The organism is Effusibacillus consociatus, assembly GCF_042652925.1.
In the GTDB taxonomy this organism is placed as follows: Bacteria; Bacillota; Bacilli; order Tumebacillales; family Effusibacillaceae; genus Effusibacillus; species Effusibacillus consociatus.
Map to the genome: position 1 here is coordinate 1 of NZ_JBHSHC010000098.1, position 14,874 is coordinate 14,874.

Annotated in this window: 15 protein-coding genes and 1 pseudogene; all 16 read right to left on the reverse strand. The window is 43.2% G+C overall.

The window, feature by feature from the left end:
- Positions 1 to 155 precede the first annotated feature (155 nt).
- The 16 genes and pseudogenes from ACFO8Q_RS12730 to fliD all read right to left on the reverse strand — a co-directional run bounded on the left by ACFO8Q_RS12730 (position 156) and on the right by fliD (position 14,862).
- The gene (locus ACFO8Q_RS12730; protein WP_380026177.1) at positions 156 to 878 is read right to left on the reverse strand and encodes an amino acid ABC transporter ATP-binding protein; all 723 of its coding nucleotides are present in this window, start codon (positions 876 to 878) and stop codon (positions 156 to 158) included.
- Positions 865 to 1,611 (reverse strand): amino acid ABC transporter permease, encoded by a 747-nt coding sequence (locus tag ACFO8Q_RS12735; protein ID WP_380026178.1) that lies wholly within the window; start codon positions 1,609 to 1,611, stop codon positions 865 to 867. The genes ACFO8Q_RS12730 and ACFO8Q_RS12735 overlap by 14 nt, the downstream gene beginning before the upstream one ends.
- A gap of 101 nt (positions 1,612 to 1,712) precedes the next feature.
- Positions 1,713 to 2,522 carry a basic amino acid ABC transporter substrate-binding protein gene (locus tag ACFO8Q_RS12740; protein WP_380026179.1) on the reverse strand — a complete coding sequence of 270 codons (810 nt, stop codon included), beginning with the start codon at positions 2,520 to 2,522 and terminating at the stop codon, positions 1,713 to 1,715.
- 401 nt (positions 2,523 to 2,923) lie between these two features.
- Positions 2,924 to 3,616 (reverse strand): acylneuraminate cytidylyltransferase family protein, encoded by a 693-nt coding sequence (locus tag ACFO8Q_RS12745; protein WP_380026180.1) that lies wholly within the window; start codon positions 3,614 to 3,616, stop codon positions 2,924 to 2,926.
- Complete coding sequence (locus tag ACFO8Q_RS12750; RefSeq protein ID WP_380026181.1) at positions 3,613 to 4,662, reverse strand: nucleotidyltransferase family protein; 1,050 nt, start codon at positions 4,660 to 4,662, stop codon at positions 3,613 to 3,615. Before ACFO8Q_RS12750 ends, ACFO8Q_RS12745 begins: the two co-directional genes overlap by 4 nt.
- Before the next feature lie 2 nt (positions 4,663 to 4,664).
- Complete coding sequence (locus tag ACFO8Q_RS12755) at positions 4,665 to 5,297, reverse strand: acetyltransferase (protein ID WP_380026183.1); 633 nt, start codon at positions 5,295 to 5,297, stop codon at positions 4,665 to 4,667.
- Positions 5,294 to 6,382, reverse strand: a complete 1,089-nt coding sequence (gene neuB / locus ACFO8Q_RS12760; protein WP_380026185.1) for an N-acetylneuraminate synthase — start codon at positions 6,380 to 6,382, stop codon at positions 5,294 to 5,296. The genes ACFO8Q_RS12755 and neuB overlap by 4 nt, the downstream gene beginning before the upstream one ends.
- Positions 6,376 to 7,539 carry a UDP-N-acetylglucosamine 2-epimerase gene (gene neuC, locus ACFO8Q_RS12765; RefSeq protein ID WP_380026186.1) on the reverse strand — a complete coding sequence of 388 codons (1,164 nt, stop codon included), beginning with the start codon at positions 7,537 to 7,539 and terminating at the stop codon, positions 6,376 to 6,378. Before neuC ends, neuB begins: the two co-directional genes overlap by 7 nt.
- A 9-nt stretch (positions 7,540 to 7,548) precedes the next feature.
- On the reverse strand, positions 7,549 to 8,712 hold the full coding sequence (locus ACFO8Q_RS12770; RefSeq protein ID WP_380026188.1) for a LegC family aminotransferase: 1,164 nt from the start codon (positions 8,710 to 8,712) through the stop codon (positions 7,549 to 7,551).
- Positions 8,709 to 9,719: an NAD-dependent 4,6-dehydratase LegB gene (locus ACFO8Q_RS12775; protein ID WP_380026190.1), complete on the reverse strand. Its 1,011-nt coding sequence runs from the start codon at positions 9,717 to 9,719 to the stop codon at positions 8,709 to 8,711. The genes ACFO8Q_RS12770 and ACFO8Q_RS12775 overlap by 4 nt, the downstream gene beginning before the upstream one ends.
- Before the next feature lie 50 nt (positions 9,720 to 9,769).
- Entirely contained in the window at positions 9,770 to 10,156 is a 387-nt protein-coding gene (locus tag ACFO8Q_RS12780) for a flagellar protein FliT (RefSeq protein ID WP_380026192.1), read from the reverse strand.
- A 9-nt stretch (positions 10,157 to 10,165) separates the two neighbouring features.
- Positions 10,166 to 10,570, reverse strand: a complete 405-nt coding sequence (fliS, locus tag ACFO8Q_RS12785; protein WP_380026194.1) for a flagellar export chaperone FliS — start codon at positions 10,568 to 10,570, stop codon at positions 10,166 to 10,168.
- The gene (locus tag ACFO8Q_RS12790; protein ID WP_380026196.1) at positions 10,571 to 12,439 is read right to left on the reverse strand and encodes a motility associated factor glycosyltransferase family protein; all 1,869 of its coding nucleotides are present in this window, start codon (positions 12,437 to 12,439) and stop codon (positions 10,571 to 10,573) included.
- Between the two features lie 17 nt (positions 12,440 to 12,456).
- Positions 12,457 to 13,050 carry a DUF8042 domain-containing protein gene (locus ACFO8Q_RS12795; RefSeq protein WP_380026246.1) on the reverse strand — a complete coding sequence of 198 codons (594 nt, stop codon included), beginning with the start codon at positions 13,048 to 13,050 and terminating at the stop codon, positions 12,457 to 12,459.
- Between the two features lie 15 nt (positions 13,051 to 13,065).
- Positions 13,066 to 13,245: pseudogene (locus tag ACFO8Q_RS12800) on the reverse strand (hypothetical protein); the annotation flags it as partial.
- A gap of 81 nt (positions 13,246 to 13,326) precedes the next feature.
- The gene (gene fliD / locus ACFO8Q_RS12805) at positions 13,327 to 14,862 is read right to left on the reverse strand and encodes a flagellar filament capping protein FliD (RefSeq protein ID WP_380026198.1); all 1,536 of its coding nucleotides are present in this window, start codon (positions 14,860 to 14,862) and stop codon (positions 13,327 to 13,329) included.
- Positions 14,863 to 14,874: the final 12 nt, after the last annotated feature.

A 14,874-nucleotide genomic window follows, 5' to 3' on the forward strand; every position in this document is an offset into this window, starting at 1 on the left:
CAACCGCCGCTTCCCTTGTCCTGATTGGGCTCGTGGCGGTTTGTACATCTACGGACTGTCGAAGCCGGGTTCTTCACACCCCTAGTTTCTCCGATCAAGAAAAGAAAAAGACCTTCGGAAACAACTCCCAAGGTCTTTTCTGTAACTGTGTTCAATTACAGTACTTTGCTCAAGAATGCACGTGTCCGTTCATTTTGGGCATTTGTAAATATTTGCTCCGGGGAACCCTCTTCCATAATAATTCCTTGATCCATAAAAATCACACGGTCACCAACTTCACGGGCAAATCCCATTTCATGGGTTACAACCACCATGGTCATGCCTTCAGCGGCAAGAGACTTCATGACGTCCAACACTTCGCCGACCATTTCCGGATCCAGCGCCGAAGTTGGTTCATCAAACAGCATGATCTTCGGCTGCATTGCGAGAGCACGTGCAATTGCAACGCGCTGCTGCTGTCCGCCCGATAACGAGTTCGGGTAGGCATCCGCTTTTTCTGACAGACCCACTTTTGCCAAAAGCTGCCGAGCCCTTTTTTCGGCCTCGTCTTTCGATACTTTCCGAACCTGCATCGGAGCCAACATAATATTCTCCAACACGGTCATATGCGGAAAAAGGTTGAAGCGCTGAAACACCATTCCTACCTCTTCCCGGACCTTGTTAATGTTGGTCCGTCTGTCGGCAATATTAAAACCATCCACGATCACTTCGCCTGAAGTAATCTCTTCCAAAGCGTTCAAACAGCGCAGGAAGGTACTTTTGCCCGAACCGGAAGGTCCGATGACACACACCACTTCACGTTCCTTAATCTCACAAGTAATGCCTTTTAAAACCTCATTTTTGCCAAAGTATTTATGAAGATCCTTAACGTATATCACCTTTGCCGTACCTCCTTTCGAGCCAAGAGACAAGGACGGATAAACCTAAGGTCATTACCAAATAAAATATGGAAATTGTGATATACGGTTCCCATACGCGAGACGTCGCTCCAAAAGCGCTTTTTGCGGCAAACGCCATTTCTGCCAAACCTATCACTGATACAAGTGAAGAGTCTTTTAAAAGCATAATCGCTTCATTTCCAAGAGGTGGTAACATACGACGAAAAGCTTGTGGTATAATAATAAAGCGCATTGTTTTACTGTAAGTCATTCCTAATGAGCGAGCAGCCTCAGCTTGTCCTATATCGATCGATTGAATTCCGGCACGGAAGATTTCTGCAATATAAGCACCAGCATTTAAAGATAAGGCAATAATTCCGGACACCAACGCACCATGTTCTGATTTGATTTCACGAGCCAAATCCCCCGCAATCAACCAACCTCCGTCTGGATTGATCAGCAAAGGCATGATGGCGAAATGAACAATCAAAATTTGAACGAATAAGGGAGTGCCCCGAAAAAATGTTATATAAAGCAAGGCTGGCCAACGGAAGAAAATTGCAACCAAGTATTTGCCCAAACCGTACTTGGCGTAAGCTAAACGTGCGATACCAGCGAATAGCCCGATTAGTGTTCCGAACAAAACCCCAATTACTGTGATTTCGAGCGTCATCACAGCTCCCTGCAAGAACATGGGCATGTAATCACTTATGACATCCCATCTGATCCCCATCAATTCGACCCACCTTTTAGATCATTAAATTCCTTGGACCTCCACAAAAAGAAGAACGCAACCTGCTGGCCACATGTTGCGCCTCCCAATTTTTTTAAAATTTACTTCTTACCGAAATATTTTTCCACGAGCTTGTCGTAGGTTCCGTCTTCTTTAACCTTTTTGAAGCCGGCGTTGATTTTGTCAAGAAGTTCCTTGTTTCCTTTTTTAACGGCGATTCCATAGTATTCTTTTTCAAATGACTTGTTGTCTTCTATGAACTTCAAATTTTTCGGAGCGTTATTTTTGACGTAGTTGTTAACAACACCGTTATCGGCTACTACCGCTGCCAAACCACCGTTCTCCAATTCTTTGAGTGCCAGCGGGGTGGTGTCAAAGCGGACAATATTCGGATTTGTCTTGCCAAATTTTTCGGAAACAATCTCGTCACCGGTAGTGCCTGTCTGCACGCCTATCTTTTTGTCCTTTAATTCATCAAGTGACTTCACGGTCGAAGATTGGGGAAGAGCAATTAATTGTTGCGCCTCGAAATACTTTTCGGAGAAGTCCATATCTGCTTTACGTTTGTCAGTAATGGTTATTGCCGAAATCAGGATATCACGATCCCCATTTTTGAGTGTTTCAAAGATGCCATCCCAAGGAGTATTCTTGAAAGTCACCTTAAAGCCACCCTTATCCGCGATAGCTTGCAAAAGTTCAATGTCAAAACCTACAATTTCTTTCTTATCGTTTACAGACTCGAACGGAGCGTAAGCTGCATCCGTACCCACTACATATTCTTTTGCTTGCGGTGCAGGAGTCGAACCTCCAGCTTGATTGTTGCCCGCCGGCTCAGTCTTTCCTCCGCATCCCACCAATGCTGTTCCCAGCAGCAAGGTAGCCGCAAACATGAGACCTTTTACTTTCTTCATTCAATAGAACCCCCTTCGTGTTGTGTAGAAAATTCTAATTTCTATTATCTATAGAACTAGTGAATTTGTACACAAAAATTAATATACATATTATCGAATAACTATGCAATAGGCATTTTTGGCTCAGTTTTATACAATAATTTCCATTATAAATGGAATAAACAGTAATTTTACGCTGCATTAAGATCATCGCTCGTTTAAATATTTATGTAAAACTGATGGAAACTTATGAGGTTCCAATGACTGCTTCGGTACCCTGAACAACCGGATTAGAAAAAATCCCCAGGATCCACCTAGGGCTCGAATACATTAATTGCATAACTACCAGTTCTGTCTTGCCGATTAGCGTAGATTTTCCAAGTTTAACAATCACCCTCATGTATTTTACTTCCTCAAGTAGATTACTTTATCTCTTGCAAGAGTATCCCGACTACCCTTAAATCAAACTCCGTGTCTACATCAACTGATCGAGAATGTGGCATTGGAAAGGCAACTGTGCCAATATTTACAAAGCCTTTCTTTTCCCTTAACCACTGGCATTCCGCCACATATACGGCCCCATTTAACGAATAAACTTTTGGCAAATCTTGACGCCTTAAAATCAACCGTTCTGTTTGAACTAACGGTTTCAACGCATTTCCCTCATCCAATGTATACATCCAATAGGGACTTTTCTCGGGTTCGGTGACAGAAACACACGCTGGAGCGCCCTGATTCACACATTGTTCAATACACCCGTCAATGTCCTCCGCTGTTCGCAAAGGAGAAGTAGGCTGCAGCAACACGACATAATCATATTTTGGGGAGAGTATGTCAACGGCATGCAGTACCGTGTCAATTCCTGGAGTATCATCTTGTGCCAATTCCAAAGGTCGTTGAAATGGCACCTCGCATCCCCACGACTCAGCCACTGTCATGATCTCTGCATCTTCGGTCGAGAGGATCAGACGGTCTATATACTTTGACTTCTTCGCCTCTTCAATCGTCCAAGCAATGAGCGGTTTTCCTGCCACTTCCCGAATATTTTTTCGGGGAACTCCTTTGGAACCGCCACGGGCGGGGATAATTGCCAGAACAGTCTTCCCCTGTATCATCTGAAGACCTCCCAATACTCCCCGTTCGCCCGCTCGAAATCATCTTTTCTCCCGATGTCCATCCAATATTCCCGAATAGGAAATACCACAGTTTCACAATTAAGTTGCATCAGCTTTTCATAAAGACTTGGCATATCAAAAAATTCGTTTTTCGGAATCAGTTCCAATGCAGCGGGGTCCAATACATAGATGCCTGCATTAACAAAAAACTTGTGAATCGGTTTCTCATCAATACCAATAAGTCTAAGTTTATCGACCTTCACGACCCCATAAGGAACTTGAAAATCATATTCACGAACACACATGGTAGCCTGGGCATGGTGTTCCAGATGAAAATCAAGCAACTGCTGGAAATTTACTTTTGTAAGCAAATCGCCATTCATAACTATTAGGGGATTGGTAGGTTTTTCAGGCAGCAATCCTAACGCTCCGGCCGTACCCATTCGCTTGTTCTCATGAATATAGCGAATCTCCACTCCCCACCGCGAACCATCACCAAAATATTCCTCGATCATTTCAGCTTTATAATTCACCGACAAATAAAATTGTCGAAATCCGTATTCGATAAAATTATCCATGATGGTTTCCAGTATCGGCTTGCTGCCTACTCGAAGAAGCGGTTTGGGGGCCTCATCGGTTAACGGACGAAGTCGGGTACCTAATCCGCCCGCCATTAGAACCACCCAATTGTCCCGACAATTAGTCTTGAGAAGATTATCCAAAATCTCAATACCGACCACATATCCCTGCCCGTCCACGATTGGAATTTGATGAAGCCGTTTCAATTTCATAATTGCAAGAACTGTTTCTCTCGTTTCAGTTGAACGTGCTGTAATCGGATTGGAATTCATCACAACTTGAACTGCTTCATTTAATGAAATTCCTTTGAGAATACCACGACGAATATCTCCGTCCGTGACGGTTCCCAATAAACGATTATTCCCATCCGCTACTAAAGCGATTTTCATTGCTCCTGCATCAATAATTTCAATCGCCTTTAAAATAGGTGTTTCTGGGGAAATCATGATTTCTTTCCAACGGGTCATCTTTATACCTCCTTGGCAGGAACACCGACTACTGTTACCCCCTCAGGAACTTCTTTTAGTACCAATGCCCCTGCACCAATAATGCTGTTGTTTCCAATTCGCACCCCTTGGATTACTGTTGCCCCCGTACCAATGTGCACTCCATCCCCCACGTGCACTCCTCCGGAAAGTGTAACACCCGGAGCTAAATGTGCATGTTCCCCAATTACACAATCGTGATCAACAGAAGCCTTTGTATTTATGATTGTATTTTTTCCGATTGAACTGCCTGGCTGAATGACAGCTCCAGCCATTATCTGTATTCCTTCTGACAAGACAACATCGCGGGCAATTACAGCCGATGGATGAATCACGCTTGCAAAGCTATATCCCCGATCTTTAAACTGATCGAACAACCTTTTTCGAGCAACCGGTACTCTCAGTGATCCAAGTCCATTGACTAAACCTAACGAATCCGGGTGGTAGTCTCCAACTACGTCGTCATTACCAAGGAATTGAATTCCTAATACATGATTTAGAACCACCTCCGGTTTTGGATCAGTAAATCCCAGTACAGATATATTTTGAATTAATAGTGTATCGAGCAGCACCTTGGCGTGACCACCTCCACCAAGAACGATCACCGGTAGACTCATCTTCTCACCTTTTCATCCGCTTCATAATTTTTTTCTGCTGTCTTTCCAAGCCACTCCCAATAGTACATAGGCGAAATCCCATCTCCCGGCCTTTTCACCGTTAGGTTTTCTGTCGTGAATATCTCGCCTTCCCGAATCGTTCGAGCAGCTACCAGGCTTTTTCGTGCAACCGATATGTTTTTTAACTCGGATGGGGCCGGAGTTTTAAGCGGCGATCCTAACGCTGCCTCGACCTGTCGAATTGATCGGACCATATCTTTTAACTCATCCGGTTCCAACGAAGCCTTGTGATCGGGGCCGGGAAGATTCCTGTCCAACGTGAAATGTTTTTCTATGACCACGGCTCCACGGGCTACCGCAGCAATGGGTACAGCAATTCCAGATGTATGATCCGAAAATCCTACAGGCAATCCAAAAGCGGTCGCTAAGGTATCCATTGCCCGAAGATTTACATCTTCAAATGGAGCGGGATACTCGGTTGTACAATGGAGCAGGACGACATTTTGTCGTAATGCCTGTTGACCCTCCACGGAGCAATATGCGAAATGAAAAGCCTCGATTGATGGCATGGAATCGGGTTCCGTATATCCGAACGCCAGAACTGCCAAAGCTTGCTCAACCTCTCCTAATGTGGACATTCCTGTGGATAGGATGATTGGCTTGCTCGACCTGGCCGCTTTTAAAAGTAAGGGAGCGTTTGTAATTTCACCCGAAGAAATTTTTAATTGTTTCACGTTGAATTTATGGACGAGCAGATCTACACTATCGAAATCGAAAGGAGTAGAGAGAAACTGAATTCCGCGATGATCGCAGTGCTGAATAAGAATCTGATGATCCTCTTCGTCCAATTCAAGTTTTTTGATCATCGCATATTGGGATTCGGACGCATCCGTTGTTCTGGTCTGGTACTCCGCTTTCGATGCATTTTTCCTTACAAGATTGTCTGCCTTGAAAGTTTGGAACTTTACCGCATCAGCTCCCGCTTCGGCAGCAACATCAATCAGCTTCTTTGCCAGGTCGAGGGATCCGTTGTGATTCACCCCGGCTTCGGCGATAATATATACATTTTGGGATCGGTTTACCATTCGCCGTCCACCTCAAAAAAATGTTTGTGCAGTAAACCACTTAAATCCGGTAACCCCTTTAAGACGGCTACAATTCTCTCTGAACTGTTTCCGTCCCCATACGGGTTGTCCGTGTCCGAGCAATCTTTTATGAATGCTTCTTGAATCGCCTTAACAATTTCATCGGCAACCGGTTTGCATTTGATTACGGACGATGCTTGTAAGCGCCCTTTTTGTCTGTCTCCGATATTGACTGTAGGCTTCTTAAATGACGGAACTTCGTAAAGACCGCTGGAAGAATTGCCGACTACAGCATCCACTTGTGCAATCGTACTGAGGTAACGAAGTTGACCAAGTGATGTATAGGCTTTGGCATTTTGACGAGTTGAAACATAATCATCGATCATTCGAATCAAAATCCGTCCGTCGGTGTCCGCATTAGGTTTGGTAAATATCAGGCCCACATCGTTCCCCAGACAGTCCAAGGCGGATAACAGTTGTTGAAACTGTTCCCCGGCAGGCTGTTCATCCAATGTCGCCGGGTGAAAAGTAATCAACAAATTCCGCTTTTTAAATTGAAAGTTTAAATCCCTTTCTAGTTCCTCTCTGCCAAGCAAGGACAACCTTTTTATTTGATCAATTCCGGGACTGCCCACGTTATGGATGTGTTCCGGATTTTCCCCCAGTTGGCGAACCCTTCTAGCAGCCGCCTCATTGGTCACAAAATGCAAGTGTGCCATTTTGGTGATACTGTGACGAATCGATTCATCGAAGGCTCCCTCCGTGGTATCCCCACCTGCTATGTGTGCAATTGGAATTTTAGCAACCATTGCAGCCTGGGCAGCCGTCAAAATTTCATAACGATCTCCAAGCAGCACCAGAATGTCCGGTTTCAATCGCGCCAATGCATCGGCAAAACCTATCACACCCAGACCAATCGACTTGGCAATTGCGACAGGTGTATCACCGGATAGAAGCATCTCAATTTTTTCATCAATAATGAAACCATCTGCTTCAATAGTCTTATAGGTGAGCCCAAACTCGGGAGACAGGTGCATGCCGGTGACAATGAGCTGCAGTTCCAACTCCGGATCATCCTGAATCCCTTTCATTAACCAGTAAAGAAGACCATATTCAGCACGTGTTCCCGTCACAACACAAATTTTCCGTTTAGACATACGCCTCACCTAAAAAACACTGCTGGGAATATTAATTAATCGTTTCTCTATACTTTCCGCCTTAGATACATCCATTCGCGGACACTCCTTGTACATGGGCAGTTTATGCATTAACGTCCATGCAGGTCGGGTCATAATTCCTTGGTTATTGGTGAGTTCCAGTAATGCATCCCGCATTTCAGCCTGTTCTTCATTTAGCAACAATACGTTGAGCCAATAGTTACTCAGCGCAAACTCAGGTTCCTCAAAACATCTGATTCCCTCAATCGTTTTGAAAACTTCCTGATAACGTTTCGCAAGCGCACGCTTTTTTTGCAAGAAAAGAGGAAGCTGCTCAAACTGGGCACATCCGAGTGCAGCATTGAGGTTTGGAAGTCGGTAATTATATCCGATCTGATCGTGGTAAAACTCCCATTTGTGAGGAACCTTGGCCGTAGTCGTTATGTGTTTGGCCCACTTTGCCAGAGAATGATCGTTTGTAAGGACCGCCCCGCCACCCCCTGTAGTGACTATCTTGTTCCCGTTAAAGCTAACAGCGGATACACGTCCCCAGTTTCCCGTATGACGACCTTTATAATAAGACCCGAGGGATTCAGCTGCATCTTCAACCAGTTCAAGATGATACCGAAGACACAACTCTACCAAAGGATCAAGGTCTACGGGGTGACCAAAGGTATGCATCGGCACAACCGCTTTTATCCGTCGGCGGGTATATTTGTTGAAACATCCTTCAGGTCGAATTTCAGCAATGTCTTTGAGGTAGAGATCCAGTTTTAGCGGATCCAATCCAAGAGTTTTCTCCTCACTGTCGACAAAATGGGGAATCGCTCCACAGTATGCAATTGCATTTGCGGTTGCGATAAAAGTGAAGGTCGGCAGCAGTACCTCATCGTTTGCCTCAACCCCAACCAGTTTGAGACACACATGTAAAGCAGCCGTCCCATTCACAACAGCAACCGCTCGTTTCACTCCGGTAAATTCGGCCAACTTCTCTTCGAACTGATCCACAAACTTTCCAACAGACGATACCCATCCCGTATCCAAACACTCTTTCACATAGGCCCATTCGTTGCCGGAAAAATGCGGTTCGTGCAATCCGATAAAATCACGATCATTTGGAACACAGCTTTTGATAGCATCAAGTATTGATTCCGGGCTGATTTTATTGGTCATATATTGTAGAAATCGGCCTTATAGCGGCTCAAGTTTTCCGGGTTCGTGAACCACTTTACCGTTTCCTCCAGCCCCTTTCTGAATCCGTCTTGCCCCCCATATTGCGGTTCCCATCCAAGGAGAGTCTTTGCTTTCGCATTATCCGCCCAAAGCCTTTCCACTTCACTCTTTTCCGGACGAAGCCGCGCCGAGTCGATTACAATTTCAACCTCTTGGCCCATAACGTCCGAAATCAATTGAACCGTATCTCCAATTGAAATTTCATAATTGCTCCCAATATTTATGACCTCCCCGACAGAGCGATCGGACTCGGCAACCGAAATAAAGCCGCGAACCGTATCCGCCACGTAATTAAAATCCCGCGTGGGATGGAGAGAACCTAGATTGATCGAGCGATATCCGTTGGCAATTTGAGTAATGACGGTCGGAATGATGGCCCGTGCGGATTGACGGGGCCCGTACGTATTAAATGGTCGTATAATGGAAACCGGAGTTTCAAATGAATAATAAAATGACATGGCGATTTGATCAGCACCGATTTTTGATGCCGAATACGGAGATTGTCCTTGAAGGGGGTGCTCTTCTGTAATAGGCACAAATTGTGCGGTACCATAAACCTCACTTGTAGAGGTATGAACCACTTTTTCAACGCCCAACTCCCTGGCAGCCTGTAGAACATTTAATGTACCTTTGATGTTTGTGTCCACATAGGTATCGGGAGAATGATAAGAATACGGGATGGCAATGAGAGCCGCTAAGTGCAGGACCACATCGCAGCCTTTCATCGCTTGTTTTACACCATAAGGATCACGAATGTCTCCGGCGAAAACTTCGATGTGATCCCGAATTTCTTTTGGTGCATGATCCAACCATCCCCAAGAATTAAAGGAATTATAATAGACAAACGCCTTGACAGAATAACCTTGCCGAACCAATTCCTCCGTGAGATGGGATCCGATAAACCCATCCGCACCTGTTACGAGGATTTTTTTATTCTTGATATTCACCTGATAACCTCCTATTATCTAAACCGCCAATAAGAAACTGAGATTATTAATTACTCTTTTTTGTCGATAAAATAGGGTCCTTGAAGAAGGTCATAAGGATTCGAATAGGCTTGGGTGACTTCCTTCGCTTGTCCATTAGCCTTCATCTCATCCAACAGTTTTTCACGACGAACGTATAATAATCGCTCTATTTTTTGATTAATCTCTAATGTTTCCCCAAATATAAGTCTAATCTGTTCTTCCTGTTCTCTTTCGGGTGAATTCTCCTGTCGAGACTCTAATGAAATGTACTTATCAATCAAAATTTGGCGATACTCAAACAGTGAATCTAATAAATCATACTTCTGTTGTTCCAAGGATTTATAGATAGATACGGTTGCCTCTCGAATGTTACGTACAAGGTCCAGCAGCCTAATGTTAAACTGATCTTCTTGCATAGAGTCCCCCTATGCATTGGTACCCGAAGTACCGGTTTGAACTCGTATAGATTGGGCTGCTTCCCGAAATGCTTCATATAACGATTTGACATGGTCGAATACTTCTTCCAGAATAATTGGATCTTTCTTTATATTAGCTTCAACTAAGCGCTGATTGATATAGTTATAAATTGCCAGTAGATTTTCTGCAATATCCCCCCCTTTATCTCTATCAAGTGTGATAATTAATTCGTTTATAATATTTTGCACACGTATAATTTTGTCATTGGCTAATTGAATATCCATCTTATTAATCCCAATTATCGCCTCTTTACAAAAACGCATAGCCCCTTCGAACAACATAAGCAGCAACCGTTCCGGGGTTGCAGTCTGAACAGATTGATCTTGATATTTTTGAAATGGATGGTTTATCATTTACTCTTCACTCCCTGGATTGGTTTCTCGAATTATTCGGTTTATCGCTTCCTCGACATATCCTTTGATCTCTATTGAGGCCTCAAGTATCCCGGAATAGAGTAATTCAGCATTCTGTGTTATCCTCATAGCTTTTTGATATTCATTTTCATTGGGTGATTCTTTGGTATACTGCCCTTGGATTATTGTTAGAAGTCGGTGTTGTATCAACAGGTCTAGCCATTTCTTCTGATTCAATAGATTAATCTTCAGTTCAATTTGTTCCAGCATATCACTACACTCAATGACTTTTTTCACTCGAAAACGTGGAACCTTATAAAGATCCCGCAGTTCAGTATTTTTCTTAAGTGCTAATTTTGCTAATCGCTTCAGTTGATGCAAGACGCGGCTCATTCTCCTTAATTCTTCAATAACTTTTGTAAGATCCTCTTTAGGTGGGACGACTGCTTCGTTAATTATTCCTGTAATATCAAACTTCTCTATACAAAACCTCTTCGACACCTCATTCAAAGTCATAACGTCAGTGCCCGCGATCTTTGCTCCACCTTCTGTCGCATCAATTACCTTAATCCCGGAACCTAAACTTTCGATCCGTTCCTCAAACCATCTTCTATAGTGATCCAGGGTGTGATCAGTTAACACCGGCTCCCCATCAATACCTTCTACGTAGAGCATCCTTGTTCCATCATGTATTGACTTCTTCATATCTTCATAAATCGTACCGTCCGCATAAGCTTTACCGCCGGGATACGCTAAATCCTGCCCAATTAATATAATTGGATCCGCTCCCATCCGGTAAGCCAAATCAAATGCAAGGGTCGCCACTGACCCCCCATACATAAGTTCCCCTTTTTCCTCAACATACTGTATAACATCACTAATTAAGAATTCATGGCTAGCATTACTCGAGAAACATCGTTTGCCATGTTCTTCAAGAATTTTATAATGGGCTGTTGGCAGGAAAACCAAAGGAACATCGGTCGGTGTTACCCCTATGAAATGTTGATAGTTTTTTTCGGAACCATCTAATGCTACAAGCAAATCCGGAAGGATCCCTTGGTTTTGTAGTACACGGTAGGCAGTATCAACACAGACAATGACTGCTTTTCCTTTTATTTCGTGCAGGAGGCTAACGTTTTTGGAGAGGGAAGGCCCTGCCGAAACAACAATTGCCGGACGCCCTTTAAATTTACCAAACAACTTATTTACTCCTGGATTTCGTAGGATCGAATTTAGATTAAAAAGATTGTTACGACACCAATCCCTCTGAAAGAGCAAAATTGTATTTTGATCAAGGCGTATGCCTTTGCTAATTTTCTTTACCTGGTTACGAATCTCTTCGATAGTAGTCTTAAACAATCTGCGATAAGCAGGCCATTCTAACCATGTAACTTTAAACAAATGCTTTCTTAATAATTCGCCTACCCAAAAGGCCATAACGGAGACCTTCTCGCCAATAACGAATTCACAATTTTCGTCTCCGATTAAATCGGTAAGGTCGACAGTTTTCATAGCTTCGACAAAAACTCGCCTTGAAGGTTCAAGAATTAACATTGGTACTTTCTTACCATTATTTCGACGAAGAACGATTGCTGGGTAGCCTAGTCCAAAACCAACTAAAATAACCGCTTCTTCTAACCTTTGCTCATCAGCCCAACGCTCCACTTCAATCATTGGTTGGTATTTACTGTAGACAACTCCTTCACCCTCGAAGGTTTGTAAATGCAAAGTAGGAATTCCTGACTTTGATGGTTCTGTTTGGACAACCACGCCTTCTTCAGATTCGTCACCCCACTTTAAATAGCTCATATACAGTTTGTAACGATGTTCACGCAATGCATCTTCATTACGTGCTAAAGTTCGATTCATGTTAACCCCCCCCCCTCCTAAACAGGCTTAATACTATAGTCCGAAAGGGTTATTCCAATATCAACCAGCGTTGGTGCCAATACATACTCGAGAATGTCAGCTATATCAGTAGTACTTTGTAATTCCATTGCCTGTTCAAGCTCCAGAAGATGGTTGTGAAATTTGATGTTAAGATTATAAAGATCATCATTTCGTTGCTCGTTGCACAATTCCAATAGGCCACTGATACAAGAGTTCGTCCACTCCAGCCCCTCAATTGCTTGTACGAATAATTCGTAAGATTCTTCTTGCCGATCCGCTTGGAGTAAATTTGCAATCTTAATAATTCCTTTACATAAATTTGGAATGTAGTCTGTTACTGATTCGAGTAAGCCTTGGATAAACTGATTTTTTTGCTGAGTTGATATAATTGCGTGATGAACCTCATTACAAGGAAAGGATTCAACCTTATCTGCTAGCACCTCTACACCGTTTATAATAATACTCACAATTATCCGTTCCTGAACTCGCAGACTCTCTACAAGCGCATTATAGACAGTCCCAAAGGAACCAAATTCGTGATCAGTAATAACTCCATCCACTTGTAGCATTAGATTTTTTTGCGAATTCATTTTAAAATATCCTCCCTTAGGTCCTCTACGAACTCCTACAACTCCCTGACGTAATAAATCTCCCATCTGTTCTCTTACATAAGAGGGGGTTATATTTAACAAGTAACTCAATAGTTGAGAAGTGACAGGATTAGCGTAGGAAGAATTGCGTGATTCCAAAATGGACAATAGACTTTCCTGTATTGCGGATCGCACAATATACCACCTTTGTATACATAAGTCGACATTTATTCAAAGAAAGAGACAGGGCTTGTAGCCCTTGAATATTGTTCTCCATTACCCCATTCGTTGCATCAAAAATCCCCCTGCGGCATTGGTCTGCTGCATCATGGTTTCCAAGTTTGTAAATTGTGCTTCAAGTTGGTTTCTTTTCATTTCTAATCGTCGATTAAATACTTCCATTCGATCGTTAAATGAATCGATTTCTTTGTCCATCAGTTTGATTCTGCTCGGAAGCAATCCCTTAGGTGCCGATGTTGAACCAAATAATGCTGTTGTTGAATCCGTCAGCATAAATAATTTACTGTTTAGCATTCCCACCATTCCGGCAGCATTTGTACTATCATTTTCATCCAATCTACCATTACTGTTTATATCTACGTATAAAACTTTCATCACTTCATTCGGGTTGTTAGTCAACGCGTCTCGCAACTTTTTGTCGTTAACCATAAGGCGTCCGCTTTTCCCTTTGTCAGTACTTGTATCTACCTCAATTCCGATCGAATGTAAAGTAGAATAGACCTGACTTCCTGAAAATGTAGCACCCATAATAGAACGCAACGATGATTGGATGGAAATTAGAGCGCTATCCCCTCGCAAGAGACCTTTGCTCATCAACGCGTCAGACTTAGCATCCGGAACCTTATGCTCTTTGAGTCGAGTCTGGATTAGATCCATTGTTGCATTATATTGATCCACAAAGTCACGTACTAATTTAACACTGGAATCCAAATCAGCTTCGACTGTCAATGTTGCTTTAGCGGGTATACCGCTGCTACCGGCATCTTTCAATAGGTTCAAATTCACTCCCATGATTACGTCTGTCAAGTTGGAGTTGAATTTACGAATTACTTGAACACCATTTACTTTAAAATCCGCATCTTGTCCAACATCTGTCGCAATCAAGTTCCCACCTGCGTCGATCAGCCCAAGTCCACCCGAAGCAGTAGAACCAAAAATTGATTGGGACGCAGAACCCGTGATCTGGATCGAACGTCCAGCACCGGTCTCTGTTGAAGCAAGAATAAGCGTTTTATCTACAACAGTCGCTTTGACTTTCATCGGATTCGCAGTGGTTGTGTTATCCAGCGCAGAGTTGATTTTGGTTGCAATCGTGGTTAATGAATCGGAAGGGTCAATTGTAATATCCTTAGATGTCTGGGTATTCCCAACCCCATCTTTATAAACAATATTAAATGTGCCAGAGTAATTAAGCCCCGTGGTCGCAGAAGATAAACTCGCTGTTGACTTGCCAGTCAGAGCGGTGGCCAACTTCGTAATTTCAATGTTGTAAGTTCCTGACACGACTTTAGTAGCATCAGCGGTAGTGGCTGTGACTGTTTTGTCATCAGATGATGTCATTTTCTTAGCTAGCACAGAAGTCGCTTTGGAAAGGGCTTCCGCTTTTGTTTTCAGTGACAGTAATGAAGAATTAACCTCGTTGTATAATCCTTTACGCAACTCAACCAGTTTCTGCTGCTGCTTCATTTTGACGAGAGGCTGAGCCTCGAGCATCATTAACTTCTCTATTAGTGACTTTGTGTCCATACCTGATACCAGACCGCCAAGACCACCCATTCCAGATATACTCATAACTTCAACTCC

Coding starts and splice junctions, on each gene's coding strand:
- neuB (WP_380026185.1), bottom strand. CDS start 6,382: ATGGTAAACCGATCCCAAAATGTATATATTATCGCCGAAGCCGGGGTG.
- ACFO8Q_RS12750 (WP_380026181.1), bottom strand. CDS start 4,662: ATGACCCGTTGGAAAGAAATCATGATTTCCCCAGAAACACCTATTTTA.
- ACFO8Q_RS12795 (WP_380026246.1), bottom strand. CDS start 13,050: ATGAATTCGCAAAAAAATCTAATGCTACAAGTGGATGGAGTTATTACT.
- ACFO8Q_RS12740 (WP_380026179.1), bottom strand. CDS start 2,522: ATGAAGAAAGTAAAAGGTCTCATGTTTGCGGCTACCTTGCTGCTGGGA.
- ACFO8Q_RS12790 (WP_380026196.1), bottom strand. CDS start 12,439: ATGAATCGAACTTTAGCACGTAATGAAGATGCATTGCGTGAACATCGT.
- ACFO8Q_RS12755 (WP_380026183.1), bottom strand. CDS start 5,297: ATGAGTCTACCGGTGATCGTTCTTGGTGGAGGTGGTCACGCCAAGGTG.
- ACFO8Q_RS12745 (WP_380026180.1), bottom strand. CDS start 3,616: ATGATACAGGGGAAGACTGTTCTGGCAATTATCCCCGCCCGTGGCGGT.
- ACFO8Q_RS12770 (WP_380026188.1), bottom strand. CDS start 8,712: ATGACCAATAAAATCAGCCCGGAATCAATACTTGATGCTATCAAAAGC.
- fliS (WP_380026194.1), bottom strand. CDS start 10,570: ATGATAAACCATCCATTTCAAAAATATCAAGATCAATCTGTTCAGACT.
- neuC (WP_380026186.1), bottom strand. CDS start 7,539: ATGTCTAAACGGAAAATTTGTGTTGTGACGGGAACACGTGCTGAATAT.
- ACFO8Q_RS12735 (WP_380026178.1), bottom strand. CDS start 1,611: ATGGGGATCAGATGGGATGTCATAAGTGATTACATGCCCATGTTCTTG.
- ACFO8Q_RS12780 (WP_380026192.1), bottom strand. CDS start 10,156: ATGCAAGAAGATCAGTTTAACATTAGGCTGCTGGACCTTGTACGTAAC.
- fliD (WP_380026198.1), bottom strand. CDS start 14,862: ATGAGTATATCTGGAATGGGTGGTCTTGGCGGTCTGGTATCAGGTATG.